The sequence below is a fragment of the Halovulum sp. GXIMD14793 genome, assembly GCF_054457435.1.
In genome coordinates this window covers 40,646-59,384 of the sequence record NZ_JBTLNE010000020.1, presented here as the reverse complement: position 1 = coordinate 59,384, position 18,739 = coordinate 40,646, and the positions used below count along the sequence as shown (strand labels likewise).

Here is an 18,739-nt window from a genome sequence, read left to right as displayed (position 1 = left end):
CGCTTGAGCAATTTGAGGGCTCCGCGCCCGGCGCGCTTGCCCAAAACGAAACCAACGAATATGAAAACCAGACCCGCAGACTCTCGTTATGAATGAGGGAGCCTCGGGGGGCAGGTCACCGTGCGAGCGGCTTCTGGATGGATTGCAGCCAGGACAGGACGTGCTCGCGGACAAGGCCTACGACGCCGATTGGATCCGCGAGATGACCTGGGAACAAGGCGCAATCGACGTCATCCCGCCCAAGGCCAACCGCAAATTGCCCGCAGAATTTGACGCCGAAATCTACCGTGAGCGCAACAAGATCGAGCGGGTCTTTGGGCGGCTCAAAGCCTCATTCCGCCGGATCGCAACACGCTATGAAAAAACTTCAGCCAACTTCATGGCCATGATCAAACTCGCATCTATCAGGCTATGGTGTCAGTTTTACGAGTCCGCTGCCTAGAACAAGTTGCAGGTAATCGAAAACAGGTAGATGCTTCCTCACCCAGCGGCTGCACGCATTTTTTGTTTTAGGTGAACGTGATAGAACGCAATTTGCTCTAGCAGACACGAGTCTAATAGCTGCACTATCTTTGGTGACGGTCTTTATGCCAGCGAAATGGTCGCTCAAAAAGGGAAGCGTAGATTGGCATAAAACGTGGATGTCATTCCGCTATGCAAAGGCTAAACTGCCAACCCCGTAAGGCTCTTCAAGTCTCAAAGGATGCTTTGAGAGCGCAATTAGGTTGGAGACACGCTGCGCATTTCATCGCTTGGCCGGAGCCTTTGGCAGATGGGTTTGAGGTCAAACTGAAAGGGTCGCGCGCCATGGGATGGCATTGATCTTCGGCCAGTCTTGCATGTCCCCGTTCCATGTGATCCAGTCTCGGGCATCCGGCCGCTGAGTGTCGCGGCGCAAACTCAGGAGCTGCAATGGGACAGTCCGCAGACCTTAAAAGCCAACTCAATGACCCTGCCCTTCTGGTGTCCGATGCACTGATCGCAGGAAAGTGGTGCGGCGCCGAGGATGGCGCAAAGTTTGAAGTGTCGGACCCAGCCACCGGGGATGTGCTGACGCAGGTCACCGATCTGGGGCGGGCTGAGACAGCCGCAGCGATTGATGCGGCCTTTGCTACCCAGAAAGACTGGGCCGCAAGAACCGCAAAAAACCGCGCCACCATCCTGCGCCGTTGGGCCGATCTGCTGGTTGAGAATGCGGACGATCTGGCCCGGATCCTGACCGCAGAAATGGGAAAGCCACTGGCTGAGGCACGGGGCGAGATCGTCTATGGGGCGTCTTTTGTCGAATGGTTCGGCGAGGAAGCCAAGCGCATATATGGCGAAACCATTCCGGGCCACCAGACCGACAAGCGCATCACTGTAATTCGCCAGCCCGTTGGCGTGGCAGCCGCCATCACCCCCTGGAATTTTCCCAACGCCATGTTGGCGCGCAAAGTGGCACCGGCACTGGCCGCCGGATGCACTTTTGTCGCCAAACCGGCAGAGGACACACCGCTTTCTGCCCTGGCCTTCGCCCTGCTGGGCCAGCGCGCCGGCCTGCCTCATGGCGTGCTAAATGTCGTGACCTCGACCAGCGCATCACAGATTGGCCGGGAGTTTTGTGAAAACCCGAAAGTCCGCAAGCTGAGCTTTACAGGCTCCACCGAGGTGGGATGCATCCTGATGCGGCAGGGGGCCGATCGGGTGATGAAAATGTCGATGGAACTGGGTGGCAACGCGCCCTTCATTGTCTTTGATGACGCTGATCTGGATGCAGCTGTCGAAGGGGCTATGATCTCCAAGTATCGGAATAACGGACAAACCTGCGTCTGCGCCAACCGCATCTATGTGCAGGCAGGGGTCTATGATGCCTTTTCTGAAAAACTGGCCCGCGCCGTGCAGGACATGACGCTTGGACATGGGTTTGATGATGGCGTCTCAACCGGGCCACTGATCAACAAAGACGCGCTGGAAAAGGTGGAAGCGCATATCGCGGACGCCACAGCCAAAGGCGCGCAAATTCTAACCGGCGGCGCACGGCATGATCTGGGCGGCACATTCTTTCAGCCGACCGTTCTGACCGGTGTTACAAAGGACATGGCGGTGGCGACAGAAGAAACTTTCGGCCCGGTCGCCCCCCTGTTCAAGTTCGAGGATGAGGCGGATGTGATCGCGCAGGCGAATGACACGATCTTTGGCCTCGCCTCCTATTTCTATGCCCGCGATATCAGCCGCGTGACCCGCGTGGCCGAGGCGCTGGAATACGGCATGGTCGGCGTGAATACCGGCCTGATCTCGACCGAGGTGGCACCATTTGGCGGCATCAAGCAATCCGGTATCGGGCGCGAAGGCTCTCGCCACGGGATCGAGGATTATATGGAAATGAAGTATATCTGCCTGTCGGTCTAAGCCATCAGGCCGACACAGGCAGCGGGCGTACCGGCCGCGCCCGCTGCGGGGCCTCAACCGTGAGGCCCGACAAAACGGCCGGCGGCGTAACCTCCTGCGGGGTGTGCAGCAAAGCGCGTGCCCAGCCTGGGCTGCAGGCCGTCAACCCGGATAGAAGCGGCGCCAAAAGCAGGCAGATCGCAACCGGCATCAACCAAACCTGCATCAGGCCCAGGATATAAAGCACCAGCATTGCCGCGCCGATGACAAGTTCCATAGCGTGAAAGCGCAAAAGAACCGCGGGCCGCGCATAGCCGTTTCCGGCCGGTCGCCAGCCCGAGGTCAGCCCCGAAAAAGTCCGCAGTACGGCGATGATATGCTGGATCATCATCGACGGGGCCAGAAGGATCGACAGTAACACCTCGACCAACCAGGACAGCCAGAACCGCCCGATCCCACCCGCCCCGGTCAGGGTGGGATCTGACACCCAGAACCGCAGCGCGCCGATCAGCTTCGGCGCGATCAGAAGGCCATAAACGACACCAAGGATCAGCAGCTTGGCGACACGATCCATATGCGGCCAGATCGGGATATGCGGTTGAGATTCCGAGAAATAGCGGACCTCCGGCATTTCTGCCAGGCCCAGAGCCACCCACAGGACCAGCAACCCGAACCAACCCAGCGACATCAAATAGGCCATCGCGCCCTGAAACAGATGCATCCTCGACATAACCCTGAATCCGGGCACCGCCAGCAGGCGCAAGTGCTGAAGATTGCCCTGACACCAGCGCCGGTCGCGCAACACATGCGCGATCAGGGTTGGCGGCGTGGTCTCATAGCTGTGCTCCAGGCTGGGTAGAAACCGCACATGCCAGCCTGCGCGGCGTAACAAGGCGGCCTCAACAAAATCATGGCTCAGAACCGGGCCACCAAACGGTGCGCGACCAGAAAGGCTGGGCATCCCAGCGCAGGCGGCAAAGGCTCGGGTGCGGATAATCGCGTTGTGCCCCCAGTAATTGGCATCATCCCCAGACCAACGTGCCAGCCCGCGCGACAGGACGCTGCCATAGACCGTATTCGCAAACTGCTGAGCGCGGGCAAAGATCGTTTGGCTGCCGTATAGCCTGGGCACGGATTGGATCAGGCCCGCATTGCTGTCCGCAGCAAGCGCATCGGCCAGAGCGGCAATAGCGGCACCGCTCATGATGCTGTCCGAATCCAGAACCAGCATCGCGGGATAGGCATCCCCCCAACGGCGCACCCAATCCGCGATATTCCCCGCCTTGAACCCTGTATTTTCAACCCGCCGCCGGTAGTGGATGGCGTGGTTGGGGTAATCAGATTTAAGCTGCAGAACAGTCGCCGCCTCAGCCTCGGCATGGGCCGGATCGCGCGTGTCGGATAATATGAACAGGAAAAACCGATGCTGTGTCGGTGTTCTGCCGATATCATCGAGCATGGCGCGCCAGCGGGTGGCAAGCTCCGGAACCGACTCACCAAAAACCGGCATCAGCACGGCAACATCCAGCGCACCGCCAGGAATCCGCCGCGCACGCATTGGCAGAAGCCCCATCAATGCTGTGGCCAAGGACAGGGCAATCCAGAAAAAGGTGACAACGACCAATACGATCACAGCACCTTCGGTCAGGGTGATGCCACCGGACATGAACCAGTCCTCAAAGATCAGGGCAAGTGCAAGCGTCAGCGCACCGGACAGGCCAAAGACAAACAGACGGGCCAGCCAGGGGGCATACCCGCCGCCGGGCGCGTCCGGGTCGCGGAACCGGGTGTGGAAATCCTGCTCCGGCATGTCCAGCGGCGCCTCTGGCGGCATCAGGTTGCCGGGATCAAATGGCGCGTTCATGCCGTCCACCTGTAAAGCCAGACTTCCGAGATGGCTTTGCTATCCAGCATCAACTGGGCCCGCAATTCGACAGAGCGGCGTTCGCCCGGATCAAAGCTAAAGGCCAGGCGCACGCCGCCGGTTGCCGGATTGCGCTGCAAAATGCCGGGCGAGACTGTTCCGCGGTTGCCGCTGACATGCAGGGTAATCTTAGACAGGTCATCGGGCAGACGCTCATGATCGGCGAAGTCGACCGTAACAATGTGCCCGCCAGCCCGCCGCGCGCCCATGCGCGTGTTGATCACCTGTGCTCTGTCATGCGGCACAGGGGCTTCGGCACACCAGTCCAGCCGATAAGAAAAGCTGTGTTCGCCGCCTTTGGGAATGACATCCCGGGGGCGCCAGTAGGAAACGATGTTGTCATAGATCTCGCGGTCCGTCGGGATTTCGACCAGCGTGACAGCCCCCTTGCCCCAATCCTCCCCCGGTGTGACCCACAGGCCGGGGCGGTCGTGGTAATGCGCTTCAAGATCGGCAAAGTCACCCAGATGCCGTGCCCGCTGCATCAATCCAAACCCCTTGGGGTTGGTGTCGACAAAACTGGATATCTGCAACTCGCGCGGGTTGGCCAGTGGTCGCCACAAAACCTCACCCGCGCCATTGGCGATAAGCAGACCATCGCTGTCATGAACGGCAGGACGGAAATCGTCGAACCGGCTGCGGTTGGTCTCGTCAAAGAAAAACATCGAGGTTTCAGCGGCCAGACCGACATTGCTTAGCTCTGCCCGGGCAAAGATCGTGGCGGACACCTGCATCACCGTGCTGACGCCATGTGCAAGGGTGAAGTGATAGATACCCGTGACCGACGGGCCGTCCAGCAAGGCATGGACGGTGACCTGCGAGCTTCCGGGGGCCGGGGCCTCAATCCAGAATTCGCGGAAATCCGGGAATTCCTCCCCCTCGGGTGCGGCGGTGTTCAGGGCTAGCCCGCGCGCAGACAGGCCATAAGTCTGGCCACGTCCGATGGCTCGAAAATAGCTGGCCCCCTGAAACACCGCATATTCGGATTGGATGCCGGGGGTCTCGATCTCACCCAGAATGCGGAAGCCTGAATATCCCAGCGTGTCGTCGACCGGCAGATCGGGGAACATATCCGTGCGGTCAAAAACGGCCGGGTCGAATGTGGCGGGGCGGGATTGTCCCCCCTCAACCACATTCACAGCAATGGGGCGCGGGAAATAGAGGCCGGGGGCAAAAAACTCGACCCGGGCCGGGCGATCCGTGTCGCGCCAAAGTGCGTTGCGGCTGTCAAACCAGATCGACCGGTATTGATCATAGGTAAGCTCCTGCCATGGCTGCGGGATATCAGCCATCGGCGCATAATCAGATTGCGCCATCGCCCGTGCCCGGTCCAGCAAGGATTGCGCCGACCATGGAGATGCGGGGCCCAGCGTCATGCCGGGCTCTGCGCTTTGCGCCCGGGCCGGGCCAAAGGCAGCAAACGCGGCAGACAGGGCCAGAGCATCGCGGCGGGTCAGGGTCATGCGGGACACCCCTGTATAGGGCCGGAGGTTTCGGCAGCCCGCGGGGCAGGCACGCCCTTCCACGGGGAGCGCTTGATCCAGGATACGAAATAAGCCACCACGATCAGCACGGCAAAGCCGCCCAGATTGGTGGCGGTCATCACCCAGACATCCTTGCCCCAAACATCGAACACCACGCCCATGAAACGCGCCAGCACCATCGAGGTCATGAAGACCGCCAGCGACTGCTGGCCGACCTTGCGGATCACGCCGACAATAAGCGTCCAGACCTTGCCGATGCTCAGCCATTTCCCCATCGGGCCAACGGCGGCCCAGCCCAGATAGGCAAGCGCCAGAAAGTGGACATAGCGCAGGATGCCGAAGTCGGTCTTGGTGAAGAATTCACGATTGGCAATGCGCCAATCCCTCGCCCAGTCAAATTCCAACTCGCGTACACCGATATTCGACAAGGGCACATTCCCCAGCACAATGACCAGCGCCAGACCGATCAGCCACAAACGCACGGGCGGGGGGGATATCCAGCCGCACATAAACGCAAAGCCAGTGAAAAAGACCAGCTGCCATGCGAATGGATTGAAGAACCAGGATCGCGTGTTGTTGGGCGGTTCGAACCAGTATTGTGCGGGCAGATGCAAAATTTCCGCTAGGTTGGCCAGCGGGTCTAGCGCCGGAATGACCTCTACCAACGCTTCAAGCTGGGTACCGAACCAGACAAGTCCGATAAAGCCAAATACTGCCCATGGCGAAACGAGGGATAGCGCCATCACAATCGGCACCATCGCCAGGATCACAAGATACATCGGCAGAATGTCGAAATAGTTGGGCACATAAGCCAGGGTCATCAGCCCGACCATGTTGCCCTCAATATTCTTCACAAACGGATAGAGGTTCAACTGCCCGACATAGTCACGCGGCAGGTCGGGAAACCAGTTCAGCACTATCATAGAGGTCAGGATCACGCAGAACACAGCGATATGCGCCCAATAGACCTGCCAGACCCGATGCAAAATCCGCATCGTGCCCATCAGCCAGCCGCGCCGTTCGAACACACCGCCAAAGGCCAGGGCCGAGGCCATGCCAGAGCAGAACACGAAAATCTCGGTCGCGTCCGAAAAGCCCCAGCGCGCGGGGATCCAAAGCGTCCAGTAGTTTCCCGGCGTGTGCGCTAGAAGGATGATGAACATCGCCAGCCCGCGAAAGAAATCCAAACGCGGGTCACGGGGACGAGAGGTATGCGCACCAGTTTCTGCCATTCTTTGTCTTCTAATGTCTGTTTCGCGTGGCGCCAGTTTACAGCGCCGACCGGCGCGCATCGGCTTGCGCCTGTGAAATCAATGCCCGGTGGCGCGCGGTGTAGCCGTCCTCGGTCCCGCTACGCAAGGCCTGCCGTTCGTCCAGCAGATGCGTGGCACTGTCAAATAGTCCGGCACGAATGGCAGCTTCGATGGTCAGGCGTTCAAACACATCGCGCTGAGCATGGCTTCCGCCGATACGTTGCAGGGCATCCCGTCCGCCTTTCATATGGCGAAACGCGTCGCTATAGCGGCCCTCGCCAAAGGCCTCTAGCCCGGCGGCGGTCGACAGGCAGGGATGACGGGTCAAGTGCTGCATTTCGGTCTCGGCCTGCGCGGCATCCTTTGCCATCCGCGCCATCATCTTGCGCACGGCCAGATCCCGACCGCCGCCGATCAACGACAGCATGTAGTGCATATCGGCAAAGGCATTGCAGCCATCATCGGTGCGGTTGGCTGACAGATCGGCCAACTCGTCCCAGCGCGCGCCGACATCAACGCCCTCAAGCTCCAGTCGCGACAACAGCGAGGCCCCGTTCGAGATATCGCGATAGTCATCTGTGTGCTCAGCCCGGATTTCACTGTCGTAAAGGGCCAGCGCCTTGTCATACTGCCCCAGATCCAGATGCATCAATGCGATATGCCACCAAACGTGAAAGCGAAAATTGTTGCAATGCGCCCAGGCACCGGTCTGATCTGCCATCCAGAACAGGCCATCCTCAGCCCGTGCGGTCATGTCATAAACATGCGCCACCGCATGCAGACCCCAGGCATCATTGGGGGCCAGAAGCAGGCCCTCGCGTCCCGATTTCTCGGCTGCGGCATAGTCGCCGGTTTCCTCCAGCGCAAAGGCATAGCAACCTTTCACATAGCCAAGCGCAGGGTGATCGGAATAGGCCGGCACAACCGCCTCAAGCGAGGCCCGCATATGGTCCGGTTGCCCGGTCACAAACCGAATCGCCTGGACCAGCTTCATTGCCATCGCATCTTCGGGGTGATCTGCCAGCACCAGTTCCAGCCGCGCCGCCGCATCGGTCGGACGTCCGGCCAGCCAATCACGCAGCGCCTCGATATAGGCTGCCTCACGCGGCAAGGCAGCGTTTGCACCTTCGGCTGCGGCAAGCATGTCCTGCGCGGTTTGCACCAGTTCAGCGCGTCCCAGCAGCAAACAGAACAAACCCTTGGCCGCATAGCCTTGGGCAAAATCCGGTGCGGCCTCAAGCGTCTTGGCCAAATGCTCAGGTGCCGCCGCCCCATGCGCCAGAAAGGCCAGGATAGTTTCGTTCCAGTGCCCCACGGCAACCTCGGATGGCAGAGAGGTCACAAGACCGCTCAGATCGGAAAACCGTTTCAAATTTTAGTCCTTTCCCTACCATCACCAATTGCCCAACCTCTCGGGTATCGACCCGCTGCAAGGCAACTCACATGGGCGTCAGGTCACGATAGTGTTATTCGCAGATGCGAAATAATTCAGTTTTCTCAGTAAGGATGACGAAATTGCGCAAAAATCTGCCCTTCCTGATCGCGCTGGCCGGTCTGTTGGTCGTGGCACTGCTTGCGTGGAACGCCGCTGGCTGGCGGCTGGGCCTGGCCGCCATGATCGGCGGGTTTGCCGGTATTTCGCTGTATCACGCATCTTTCGGGTTCACCGCCGGATGGCGACGCCTGGTGACAGAGTGGCGCAGTCTGGGCGTCCGGGCACAGTTTCTGCTGATTGGGCTGACGGTGCTGGTGTCGTTTCCGCTGATTGGCTGGGGCGGTGTGGGGGCTTTCGTGCAACCGGTTGGTGTTGGGTTAATCGTGGGTTCATTCCTGTTCGGCATGGGGATGCAGCTGGGTGGTGGTTGCGGATCGGGGACCTTGTTTGTGGTTGGCGGCGGGTCCACGCGGATGCTGATCACGCTGCTCTTTTTCATCGCAGGCTCTGTGATCGGCCATGCCAGCCTGCCCTTCTGGAACGCCATGCCGAGGACCGAGCGCGGCATCTCCCTGATCCACGAATTCGGCACCCTGCCTGCAATGTTGATCACATACACCGTCATAGGTCTGTTGATCTTCATCGCGATACGAATCGAAAGGTCCGCCCATGGGCATCTTGAGGCGGGACGCAAGACAACCTCAGTCCTGCGTGGACACTGGTCACCCTGGCTGGGGGCCCTTGCCCTGGTGGTTGTTTCGGTCGGCACGCTTTTGGTCCTGAACCGGCCCTGGGGGATCACCCAGGCCTTTGGCTATTGGGGGGCAAAGGGCCTCTATTTTATGGATGTGCCCAAGGACAGCTGGCTGCTGGCACGATGGAGCGAGGCCAGCCTGAACCGGACTGTCTTTGCCAGCGCCACCTCCGTGATGAATTTCGGCATCATATTAGGTGCGATGGCTGCGGCTGGCCTGGCGCATCGCTGGAACCCGGTGTTCCGGCTGAGTTTCACGGATATCTGGACGGCAGTTTTGGGCGGGCTGTTGATGGGGATCGGGGCGCGGCTGAGCTATGGGTGCAATATTGGCGCTTATCTGGGCGGTGTGATCTCGGGCAGTTTGCACGGATGGGTCTGGGCGGTGTTTGCGTTTGCCGGGTCTTCGTTGGTGGCTTGGTTGCGTGCCCCGAGGGCTGCGCCAGCATAGCACCATTTTTGATCACCGCCGATTGTTACGCGAGCCGCGCATCGACGAGCCGACGGGACGGCTCGGCGATGCGCGGCGGCCTTCGGCCTTGATTCCGCGTAGACAGAGATCAAACTTTGTTCTGCGTATCTCAGCGATAGAGCCTACCGCCTAAAACGTCCCGTCATAAGCCCGCCGCCCAATACGGCAGGCCAGCAGCGTAAAGCCATCCCGGCCAAGGGCGACCTCAGCTTCGCGGGTCAAAGACGCGACATCGTCGATCCATGCACCATGCCCCCCCATGGCCTGCGCAACTCCGACAAAGTCGGTCCCACCGAAATCCACCCCCAGATTGGCACGCTGGCTGCCGCGCTGCTTCATCTCGATCAGGGCAAGGCTTTCATCAACCAGAACGCAGACAATCACCGGCAGTCCTAGATCGCGCAGGGTGGCCAGTTCTCCGAGGCCCATTTCCAGACCGGCATCGCCGACAAAGGCCACAACCGGCACCTCACGCCCCATCGCATGGCCCATCGCCAGCGGGACCGAGCATGCCATGGTGCAAAGCCCCGTCGATTGCAGCATGCCGCGCGGGCTGGGGCAGGACCAGATCTGGCTCAGCAAAATGCGATGCGCACCGCTATCGGCCGTCACCACAGTCTCGGGCGGCATGACCTCCCGCAGGATCTCAAAAACTTTGGCCGGCCCCCACCCATCGGCTGAGAACATATCCTTTAACGCTTGCCTAGTTTTGGCCGGTTCTTCAGTCCAAACCGGGCCACCATCCGTACCGAACTCATCAAGCATCGGTGCGATCTGTCCGGTCAGCGTCAGGCTGACAGAATGCATACCGTGGCTGCGAGGCACCTCTGTCACCTCGATCACCGTCTGATCGGCAGACCAGGGGTTGCGCCAGCCGATACGCATCTCAATCGGGTCATAGCCCAGCAGCAGAATGCCGTCTGATTGCCGGATCAGGGGCAGCAACAGATCATCCGCCTTGGGCGACAGACCCGCACCGCCTAGCGCCAGCGGGTCGCTTTCATCCAGCAATCCCTTGCCCTTATAGGTCGTGATCAAGGGGATCCCCCGCGCCCGACAAAACGCAGCAATCGCAGGCCCTGCCCCCTGATTAACCGCATCAACCCCGGCAATCGCGACGGGACACTGCGCCGCGTTCAGCAGCGCACGCGCGCGGTCCAGATCACCCTCAGCATCGGCCTGCGCCAGACGGGGCGCGATCACCGCATCGCCCGGCGATGCGCCTTCGGCCACTGTGATCGGCACATCCACATGCACCGGGCCGGGTTGGCCTTCTTGCGCAATGGCAATGGCGCGGGCCATCACCTCGCCCACTTTACCGGTTTCAGCGCGCAAGCTTGCCTTGGTAATCGGTCGCAGCATGGCGGCATGGTCAAATACCTGATGGGTGTAAGATTTCGCCTCCTCCCCATCGACGCACCCGGTCAGAAAGATCAACGGCACCTTATCCTGCTCGGCATTGGCCACGACATTCACGGCATTGGCGACCCCAGGCCCCAATGTGGCTACCAAAACCGGCAAAGCCCCGGTCGCGTGCCAGTGCCCCTCGGCCATAAACCCGGCGGCATTTTCATGCTTGGTCAGCACAAACCGGATCCCGGCGGCATCCAGCCCCTGCATCACGGCCAGCACCTCACCGCCTGGAATACCAAACGCATGGGTGGCCCCGGCCTCTGCCAGTGCCGCGCCGATGATGTCTGCCCCTGTCTGTGTCATTCCCAACCTTTCCGGATCGCAATCCGCTCCCATGCCCGGAACAGTGGTCGCACATAAAGATCATGGGCCCCGTCATGCAGGCAACTTTCTGTAACACCGTTGCAAGTCCAGCGGCGGCACCGCAAATTGCCTGAGCGGAAGCGTTCCGCGACCCCGCATCCCTTATGTCGTAGGGCGAGGGCCTTTTCTACCGGGGCCATACTGTGGTTGCGACCATAGGGTTTGCCCTCCAGCGGGACATTCACATCAGCGGTGCCATGAATATGGATCAATACCGCTGCCGGGTCCGCGCAGTCCTGAGGCACTGGATCCCACATAGCCCCGGCCACAGCAATGTAGCCTGAGAACATCTGGCCACGGCCGCAGGCAACGCTCCACGTCATTTGCCCGCCCATCGAAAACCCTGCCAGCAAAATCCGCTCGGGATCCAGCCCCTGACGTTCAACAAGATCTGCCTTGATCGTTTCGAGCAACGCAAAATCATCCCGCAACCGCTCCGCGGGGGAGTTCGGGACCGCCCAGGCCCCCAAAGCCCCATTGGGATAAACCAGTGCCAGCCCCCGGCGGTTCGCGGCCTGCACCATCCGGTCCGATCTGGCCAGTATCGCCGAAGACCCCTGCCAGCCATGTAGCAGCACGAGGGTCCCTTTGACCGGACCGTCAGGCAGGATAAGGCGATAGGTGCTGTCGCCGACGCGGCAATCGCTCGTCCTGCCGCAGGCAGTGGCGGCAAGGGGCAGGATCATAAAGGCAAGGGTCAACAGAATGCGCATGAGGTGCAGAATGCGCAGACCCGGCGAAATTGCAAACTCTAGTTCAAGTGAGGTGCCCGGCAGGTAACCTGCCGGGCGGCCCCTATTCGTCCCATCCGCGCCGCTTGTCCTTCATGCGCTGGCGGCCACCGGCATAGACTTTGCCCAATTCACGCTCCCTCGTCCGCCGCTCTGCTAGAGTTTCGGAATGACGGGCATCCTCGCGCAGCAGCTTTTGCCAACGGGCGACGCGGGCCGGGTCAACCTGACCCGCCTCAACCGCTGCCAGAATGGCACAACCCGGTTCCGTCTGGTGAGCACAATCAGAGAACCGGCAGTGTTGCACCATCTCTGTCAGATCCTCGAACACCGCGTCGATACCCTCACGCTGATCCAGCAAGCGAAAAGCCCGCATGCCGGGCGTATCCACCAGCCAGCCGCCGCCAGCGATACAGTGCAGCGATCGCGCCGTTGTCGTGTGCCGACCGTGGGCGTCATCCTCACGTATACCATGCGTGTCCTGACCAGCATCGGTCAGAGCATTGACCAAAGTCGACTTGCCAACGCCAGAGGACCCGATCAGCGCAACGGTCTGCCCGCGCCCGCACCATGGACCAAGGGCGGACACAACCTCGGCCGGGTCAGTCGCGTTCAGGGTCAGACCCTCTATACCGGGGATCGCGGCACGGGTCCGGTCGATATAAGTCTCGGCCGTCTCGCTCAGATCGGCCTTGGTCAGCACGATCACCGGCTCGGCCCCGGCCTGCCGGGCCAGCGCCAGAAACCGTTCCAGACGGGCAATGTTGAAATCGGCATTGCAGGAACTGACGATGAACAAGGTATCGACATTGGCCGCGATCAGTTGCGCCATCGGTTCTGTCCCGGCGGCCATCCGGTTCAGCACACTGGTCCGCTCCAGCACCCGCAGAATAGCGGTACCGTCGCTTAGTATCCAATCGCCGACGGCGATACCGGCCTCGGTCATTTCATGCGTTAACGGTAACATGCAGTCACCATCTGCACCGATTGCCGCAAGATGCGTTCGGTGCACATGGGTCACGCGCATTGGGGTCAGGGTTTCGAATTCTTCAAGCGACAGCTGCGCCTGAAAATGGTTGCGCCAGCCCAGATCGGGCAACGCAGATCGGTCTGATGTCATTGGTTTAGGCCCTTGATATAAAGCATCGGGCCCCATGCTCCCGGCATGGCGCCTTACCTTCGGGCCAACGAAAACGGCGGGTCAGACCGCCAGAGCGTGGGCCCGGCTGTAGATGGCGACAATCATAAACATCTCCTTTTCAGCCGGTTGCATCTGGAGTGCAGCCTAGCCCAGGTGGCACCATGTTTAAACATGATTTTTCGCAGGATTTACGGACGGGCCGTCAAGTAAGTCTCTGCCGCCCTCCCTATGCCTAGCGCCACGCGTTTTGACTTTCCCCTGAAGGCTCTGCCGCCTAGAACATTGCGAAGCTGACGGAGGCATATCTTGACCACACCCCTGTTTCTGGCCATCGGTGAATGCATGGTCGAACTGACCCCGACCGAAGACGGCACGTTTCAACGTGGCTTTGCCGGGGATACGTTCAATACAGCATGGTATGCGCAACGTCTGCTGGCGGGTTGGCGGGTTGGCTATTGCAGTTGTGTCGGCGCGGACCCGGCCTCGGAAGCGATGCTGCAGTTCATGACCAATCAGGGTATCGAGACGCAGGCCATCCGGCGCGATCCGGCGCGCAGTGTCGGGCTTTATATGATTGAGCTTGAGAATGGCGAGCGCAGCTTTTCCTATTGGCGCAGCGCGTCTGCTGCGCGGCAATTGGCGGCCGATAAAGGCTGGCTGCAGGATGCAATCAAGGATGCTTCGGCCTTGCATTTTTCCGGCATCACATTGGCCATTCTGCCCGAAGCTGACCGTGCCACATTTCTTGATGTGATACGCACCGCGCGCGCCGCCGGCGTCACCACCATCTTCGACACCAATCAGCGCCCGCGCCTCTGGCCGAATACGTCCGTCATGTGCGCTGCTTTGTCCGAGGCAGCTACATGCGCCAGCATCGTTCTGCCATCCTTTGATGAAGAGCAGGCGGGTTTTGGCGATGCTGATCCTGCAGCCACGGTTGCCCGCTATCGTCAGGCCGGGGCCAAGACGGTGATCGTCAAGAACGGCGCAGGCCCGATGACCGGTTGGTCCGAGGCGGACGATATTGTCGTGCTGGACCCACCCCGGATCACGGATGTCGTCGACAGCACCGCTGCCGGAGATTCGTTTAATGCCGGTGCTTTGGCGGCACTGCTGACCGGTCAGGGGTTAAAGGCCGCGATGCAGCAAGGTGCTGATCTGGCGGCACGCGCGGTTCAGGGGCGCGGTGCTCTGGTCGAGCTATGGCAGGATCAGAACACGCCGGGCCATGGTTGATATGGGCTTTCAATGCGGATGAGGCGAAACGCACCCTGATCACCGCAATTTGACTGGCTGTGGGCGAGGCCCCATCTCGGCATAGCTGCTGCGATATGGCAGGCTGGCCGGTATGCGACATATCCTCTTTGCGTTTTTGCTTTTCCTCCCGACGGCGTCGCCCGCCTTTGATCGCCCTTGTCCGGCCGATACCGGGTGCAGCGTCGATGGACCTGTCCCGGGCCGCTATCATATGGCTGTGCCTGAGAACTGGGCGCCCGATCCGGGCGGTCCGCCGCAGCCGGTTCTGGTGTTTTTTCATGGTCATGCAAGCTCTGGCCAAGCGCAGTTGCGTGGCGGGATGGCCAAGCGCTTTACCGAAGCTGGCTATATTGTCATCGCGCCGGATGGGGCCGCACGTGCCGGTCGGAACACACTAGGGTGGCCAGCGCGGCCTGATGTCCGGAGCGCACGCGATGACGTTGCCTTCACCGAGGCCATGCTGGATGACGTCATGCAGCGTTTGGGCGTGACCGAGATTGATCTGCTGGTGTCCGGGTTTTCATCTGGCGGGTCGATGGCCTGGATGTTTGCCTGCTATTCAGAGCGTCCCATAGGGGCGGTTGTCGCGCTGGCCGGGGCATTGCGCCGACCAATCCCCGAGGATACCTGCCCGGGCGGACCACGCCGGATGCTGCATATCCATGGCTTTGCGGACAAAACCGTCCCGCTGGAGGGACGCCCCATCCACAACTGGCATCAGGGCGATGTGTTCGAGGGTCTTAGCCTGCTGCGCGCCACCAACCAATGCGCCAGCGCACCGGACACTCGGAGCATTGAAGCGGAGTTCTGGTGCCGCAGCTGGACCAGCTGCAAAACAGGCCAAGAGATCCGCATGTGCCTGACACCGGGCGGCCACGGTATGCCGCGCGGCTGGGTTCAGCGGGCGATGGATTGGCATCGCCCGCCCGAAGGTTAAGGGCTGTTCGGATCAGCGCACGCTATCCGAACCGTGGCCGCGAGACCCAGGACTTACTTGCCGCTCAGACACTCCAGGGCGGCGGTTGCCATGTTCCGCAGCATCTCCGGGTAAAGATCTGCACCGGCGGGCAGGTCGGTGCCCAGTTGATCTGCCGTGCTCACCCGGATCGCATCGCTGCCCTCAATCACCACATCGATGGCCGAGGCATCGACTTTGGGTTCTGCCATGATGCAGGTCACGCCCTCATGCTCGATCACCTTGCGCAATGAAGCCAGCCTTGCCGGACCCGGACGGTTCGCATGGCCGTCCTGAATCGCCCCGATCGCTTCCAGACCAAAGCGCGTTTCAAAATACTGGAATGCGTCATGGTAAACGAGGAATGGTTTGCCCTTCGCCGGGGTCAGCATCTCGTCGATCTCTGCTGTCAGAACTGCAAGCTCTGTCTGGGCTTCTACAGCATTGCGACGATAGATTGCGGCATTGTCCGGGTCTGCCGCTGCCAGCGCATCAGCGATTGCCTCCACCCAGAGCGCGGCGATTTCCGGGTCCATCCAGGCATGTGGGTCCGGTCCGTCACCATGGTGATGATGGCCATGCTCATCTTCGTGTTCATCCCTGTGGTCGTCTTCGTGCTCGTGCTCATCCGCATGCACGTGTTCCTCGTCAGGCTTGGCGCCTTCATGATCATCATGCCCCTCATGCTCTTCGGTGGCAAAAAGCGCACCTGTTCGGAATGGCTTCAGCGGCAGATCAGGTAGGTCGTGCAACACGACCTGCGGCGTGCCTGCACCCAGCCCGTCGACGGCCTTATCCAGCCAGGGCGTCAACTGCGGCCCGACCCATATGATCAGGTCTGCCTCAGACAACATCCGGGCCTGAGATGGCTTCAGCGATACGCCATGCGGCGAGCCTGCCCCCGGTTCCACCAAAATCTGAGGATCGCCAACACCCTGCATTACCCTTGCAACCAGGGAATGCACTGGTGCAATATCGGTCACCACTTTGGGAGCCTCGGCAAACACCTGCCCAGCCAACAGGCAGACAGAGGCGGCAACGGGCAGAAGACGCATGGGAAACTCCTTGAAATGCAGAATTGAAGCGGGCTATAGATACGCATGTTATACTATAACGGTCAACCGCTATGAATGACGCCCCCGCCGGTTCTTCGGCTTTCACAAAACATGATCATCAGCGCTGCATATCAGACGCAATCGCAGCGGCTGAGGCGCGGGCCACAGCCAGGGGTCTGCGTCTGACACCCGCCCGGCGGCGCGTCTTGGAGATCCTGCTTGAGGATCACCGGGCCATGGGCGCTTATGAAGTGTTAGAGCGTCTGCATGCCGAAGGTCAGCCCGCACAGCCCCCCGTGGCCTACCGGGCTTTGGACTTTCTTCGGGAGCTGGGCATTGTTCACCGGATCCATCGCCTGAATGCCTTTATTGCCTGCAGTTGCCCCGACCATAGCCACAGCGCTGCCTTTCTGATTTGCCGCGCCTGTGACCGTGTGGAAGAAACCCCGCTGGCGGCAGATCTGTTGCCAGAAACCGGTGGATTTCAGGTCGACATGATCAATGTCGAGGCGACCGGCCTCTGCGCCACTTGCCAGAGCGCAAGATGAGCCTGATCGAAGCCCGTGGCCTGGGCCTGACAATCGCAGGGAACGCGATACTGTCAGACGTCGACTTCAGCCTTACAAAGGGCGAGATTATCACTGTCGTTGGTCCAAACGGCTCGGGCAAGTCGACCCTGCTACGGCTGCTGATCGGTGCTGAGCGCCCGACATCCGGCACCATTCTTCGCACCACAGGCTTGCGCATCGGCTATGTGCCGCAACGGTTGCATATTGATCCGACCCTGCCCCTGACCGCGGCCCGTTTTCTGACCTTGCCGCATCGCCCGGAACCGGATCGTCTGACGCATGTCATTGCGGAAACTGGCATCAGCGATCTAACGGGCCGGATGCTGGCCACGCTATCAGGCGGCCAGTTCCAGCGCGTCCTGCTGGCCCGCGCCCTTCTGAGCGAGCCGGACTTGCTGGTTCTGGACGAACCAACACAAGGGCTGGATCAGCCCGCCGTGGCCGAGTTTTACCAACTGATCGAGCGTGTCCGGACAGAGTGGGGCTGCGCTGTCCTGATGGTCAGTCACGACCTGCATGTGGTGATGAGCGCCTCGGACCGGGTGATCTGCCTGAACGGGCATGTCTGCTGTCAGGGCACCCCGCATGTGGTGCGCGCCGCCCCGGAATACCGTGCATTGTTCGGGCATGGAACGGCGGGCGCGCTGGCGCTGTATCAGCACGAGCACGAGCATGATCACAATCACGACCATGAGGGATGCGATCATGCTTGACGATTTCATGCTGCGCGCCCTTCTGGCCGGTCTTGCAGTCGTTCTGGCCGCCGGGCCGTTGGGATGTATCGTGGTCTGGCGCCGCATGGCCTATTTTGGCGATGCCACCGCGCATGGCTCGATTCTGGGCGTTGCGCTGGCGGTCGCATTTTCATTTCCGATCTTTGTCGGTGTGCTGGCCATTGCGCTGATCGTCGCGTTCACGGTGACCTTGGGCAGCAATCGTCAATTCGCGGCGGATACCCTGTTGGGCGTGGTGGCCCATGCTGGTCTGGCGCTTGGCCTTTTGGCCCTGTCGCTGACCGATGCACGCATGATCGATCCCGAAGCCATCCTGGTCGGCGACATCGTGACTGTCACCAAAGGTGATCTAGCGCTGATATTGGTTGGTGCCGCTGCGGTTCTGGTGGCCATTCTGTCAAATTGGAATGCGCTGCTGACCGCGACGATCAATCCTGATCTGGCTCAGGCGTCGGGGATCAATCCGCGCCGGGCACAGATGGTCCTGACCCTGTCTCTGGCGGTGCTGGTTGCGGTTGCGATAAAAGTTGTCGGGGCGCTGATGATCACCGCTTTGCTGATCATCCCAGCCGCCGCCGCCCGCCCGCTGGTCCGCTCTCCCGAGGCGATGGCGGTACTGGCCACGCTGATCGGCGTGGCCTCGGTCGGGGGTGGTCTCTGGACGTCCTGGCATCTGGACAGTCAGACGGGGCCAAGCATTGTCTCGGCCGCCGTGCTGTTCTTTGTCGTCAGTGTTGTGATCGGACGACTGCGGAAACGGCTGAGTAACTGACGCTGTTTAAGCGCACAAATGCCCGGTGTCTCCTGCCACCAGAGCGATGCGCGACAGGCT

General features: G+C 60.6%; 16 protein-coding genes. 8 read left to right on the top strand and 8 right to left on the bottom strand.

Features of this window, described 5'->3' with window-relative positions:
• Positions 1–88 precede the first annotated feature (88 nt).
• A complete protein-coding gene (locus ACW9UQ_RS07610; protein ID WP_458930412.1) occupies positions 89–442 on the top strand; it encodes a transposase in 354 nt (117 codons plus the stop codon).
• A gap of 470 nt (positions 443–912) precedes the next feature.
• On the top strand, positions 913–2,388 hold the full coding sequence (locus ACW9UQ_RS07605) for an NAD-dependent succinate-semialdehyde dehydrogenase (RefSeq protein ID WP_458930411.1): 1,476 nt from the start codon (positions 913–915) through the stop codon (positions 2,386–2,388).
• A 4-nt stretch (positions 2,389–2,392) separates the two neighbouring features.
• Here the strand turns inward: ACW9UQ_RS07605 and mdoH are convergent, their stop codons facing one another.
• The 4 genes from mdoH to ACW9UQ_RS07585 are packed head-to-tail and all read right to left on the bottom strand — an operon-like array spanning position 2,393 to position 8,400.
• On the bottom strand, positions 2,393–4,231 hold the full coding sequence (gene mdoH / locus ACW9UQ_RS07600) for a glucans biosynthesis glucosyltransferase MdoH (protein WP_458930410.1): 1,839 nt from the start codon (positions 4,229–4,231) through the stop codon (positions 2,393–2,395).
• Entirely contained in the window at positions 4,228–5,754 is a 1,527-nt protein-coding gene (locus ACW9UQ_RS07595) for an OpgD/OpgG family glucan biosynthesis protein (protein WP_458930409.1), read from the bottom strand. The genes mdoH and ACW9UQ_RS07595 overlap by 4 nt, the downstream gene beginning before the upstream one ends.
• Positions 5,751–7,007: an OpgC family protein gene (locus ACW9UQ_RS07590; protein WP_458930408.1), complete on the bottom strand. Its 1,257-nt coding sequence runs from the start codon at positions 7,005–7,007 to the stop codon at positions 5,751–5,753. Before ACW9UQ_RS07590 ends, ACW9UQ_RS07595 begins: the two co-directional genes overlap by 4 nt.
• A gap of 37 nt (positions 7,008–7,044) precedes the next feature.
• Positions 7,045–8,400, bottom strand: coding sequence for a tetratricopeptide repeat protein (locus ACW9UQ_RS07585; RefSeq protein ID WP_458930407.1), 1,356 nt, complete (start codon positions 8,398–8,400; stop codon positions 7,045–7,047).
• A 134-nt stretch (positions 8,401–8,534) separates the two neighbouring features.
• On the opposite strand from ACW9UQ_RS07585, the gene ACW9UQ_RS07580 reads away from it, so the two are divergent.
• A complete protein-coding gene (locus ACW9UQ_RS07580) occupies positions 8,535–9,668 on the top strand; it encodes a YeeE/YedE family protein (RefSeq protein ID WP_458930406.1) in 1,134 nt (377 codons plus the stop codon).
• Positions 9,669–9,818: 150 nt separating this feature from the next.
• Here ACW9UQ_RS07580 and ACW9UQ_RS07575 read toward each other — a convergent pair whose 3' ends face one another.
• From ACW9UQ_RS07575 to rsgA, 3 genes are all read right to left on the bottom strand, one after another.
• Positions 9,819–11,405, bottom strand: a complete 1,587-nt coding sequence (locus ACW9UQ_RS07575; protein WP_458930405.1) for a thiamine pyrophosphate-binding protein — start codon at positions 11,403–11,405, stop codon at positions 9,819–9,821.
• Entirely contained in the window at positions 11,402–12,178 is a 777-nt protein-coding gene (locus tag ACW9UQ_RS07570) for a CE1 family esterase (RefSeq protein ID WP_458930404.1), read from the bottom strand. The genes ACW9UQ_RS07575 and ACW9UQ_RS07570 overlap by 4 nt, the downstream gene beginning before the upstream one ends.
• Positions 12,179–12,260: 82 nt before the next feature.
• On the bottom strand, positions 12,261–13,316 hold the full coding sequence (rsgA, locus tag ACW9UQ_RS07565; protein ID WP_458930403.1) for a ribosome small subunit-dependent GTPase A: 1,056 nt from the start codon (positions 13,314–13,316) through the stop codon (positions 12,261–12,263).
• Between the two features lie 327 nt (positions 13,317–13,643).
• Here rsgA and ACW9UQ_RS07560 point away from each other — a divergent pair, with 327 nt between their 5' ends.
• Together ACW9UQ_RS07560 and ACW9UQ_RS07555 are read left to right on the top strand one after the other, a co-directional pair.
• Positions 13,644–14,573 carry a sugar kinase gene (locus tag ACW9UQ_RS07560; protein WP_458930402.1) on the top strand — a complete coding sequence of 310 codons (930 nt, stop codon included), beginning with the start codon at positions 13,644–13,646 and terminating at the stop codon, positions 14,571–14,573.
• 112 nt (positions 14,574–14,685) lie between these two features.
• On the top strand, positions 14,686–15,531 hold the full coding sequence (locus ACW9UQ_RS07555) for a CE1 family esterase (protein ID WP_458930401.1): 846 nt from the start codon (positions 14,686–14,688) through the stop codon (positions 15,529–15,531).
• A 53-nt stretch (positions 15,532–15,584) separates the two neighbouring features.
• On the opposite strand, the gene ACW9UQ_RS07550 is transcribed toward ACW9UQ_RS07555, so the two are convergent.
• Positions 15,585–16,604 carry a zinc ABC transporter substrate-binding protein gene (locus tag ACW9UQ_RS07550; protein ID WP_458930400.1) on the bottom strand — a complete coding sequence of 340 codons (1,020 nt, stop codon included), beginning with the start codon at positions 16,602–16,604 and terminating at the stop codon, positions 15,585–15,587.
• A gap of 71 nt (positions 16,605–16,675) precedes the next feature.
• Between ACW9UQ_RS07550 and ACW9UQ_RS07545 the strand changes: the two genes are divergently transcribed.
• Genes ACW9UQ_RS07545 through ACW9UQ_RS07535 form a run of 3 tightly spaced genes read left to right on the top strand, consistent with a single transcriptional unit; the run spans position 16,676 to position 18,679 of the window.
• A complete protein-coding gene (locus ACW9UQ_RS07545; RefSeq protein ID WP_458930399.1) occupies positions 16,676–17,152 on the top strand; it encodes a Fur family transcriptional regulator in 477 nt (158 codons plus the stop codon).
• Entirely contained in the window at positions 17,149–17,886 is a 738-nt protein-coding gene (locus ACW9UQ_RS07540; protein WP_458930398.1) for a metal ABC transporter ATP-binding protein, read from the top strand. Before ACW9UQ_RS07545 ends, ACW9UQ_RS07540 begins: the two co-directional genes overlap by 4 nt.
• Entirely contained in the window at positions 17,879–18,679 is an 801-nt protein-coding gene (locus tag ACW9UQ_RS07535) for a metal ABC transporter permease (protein ID WP_458930397.1), read from the top strand. The genes ACW9UQ_RS07540 and ACW9UQ_RS07535 overlap by 8 nt, the downstream gene beginning before the upstream one ends.
• Positions 18,680–18,739 lie beyond the last annotated feature (60 nt).

Bases quoted from the DNA above. Each gene is read 5' to 3' on its own strand.
- ACW9UQ_RS07590 (WP_458930408.1), bottom strand. From the start codon at position 7,007: ATGGCAGAAACTGGTGCGCATACCTCTCGTCCCCGTGACCCGCGTTTG.
- ACW9UQ_RS07540 (WP_458930398.1), top strand. From the start codon at position 17,149: ATGAGCCTGATCGAAGCCCGTGGCCTGGGCCTGACAATCGCAGGGAAC.
- ACW9UQ_RS07545 (WP_458930399.1), top strand. From the start codon at position 16,676: ATGAATGACGCCCCCGCCGGTTCTTCGGCTTTCACAAAACATGATCAT.
- ACW9UQ_RS07605 (WP_458930411.1), top strand. From the start codon at position 913: ATGGGACAGTCCGCAGACCTTAAAAGCCAACTCAATGACCCTGCCCTT.
- ACW9UQ_RS07570 (WP_458930404.1), bottom strand. From the start codon at position 12,178: ATGCGCATTCTGTTGACCCTTGCCTTTATGATCCTGCCCCTTGCCGCC.
- ACW9UQ_RS07580 (WP_458930406.1), top strand. From the start codon at position 8,535: ATGACGAAATTGCGCAAAAATCTGCCCTTCCTGATCGCGCTGGCCGGT.
- ACW9UQ_RS07610 (WP_458930412.1), top strand. From the start codon at position 89: ATGAATGAGGGAGCCTCGGGGGGCAGGTCACCGTGCGAGCGGCTTCTG.
- ACW9UQ_RS07535 (WP_458930397.1), top strand. From the start codon at position 17,879: ATGCTTGACGATTTCATGCTGCGCGCCCTTCTGGCCGGTCTTGCAGTC.
- mdoH (WP_458930410.1), bottom strand. From the start codon at position 4,231: ATGAACGCGCCATTTGATCCCGGCAACCTGATGCCGCCAGAGGCGCCG.
- ACW9UQ_RS07550 (WP_458930400.1), bottom strand. From the start codon at position 16,604: ATGCGTCTTCTGCCCGTTGCCGCCTCTGTCTGCCTGTTGGCTGGGCAG.
- ACW9UQ_RS07575 (WP_458930405.1), bottom strand. From the start codon at position 11,405: ATGACACAGACAGGGGCAGACATCATCGGCGCGGCACTGGCAGAGGCC.
- ACW9UQ_RS07595 (WP_458930409.1), bottom strand. From the start codon at position 5,754: ATGACCCTGACCCGCCGCGATGCTCTGGCCCTGTCTGCCGCGTTTGCT.
- rsgA (WP_458930403.1), bottom strand. From the start codon at position 13,316: ATGACATCAGACCGATCTGCGTTGCCCGATCTGGGCTGGCGCAACCAT.
- ACW9UQ_RS07555 (WP_458930401.1), top strand. From the start codon at position 14,686: ATGCGACATATCCTCTTTGCGTTTTTGCTTTTCCTCCCGACGGCGTCG.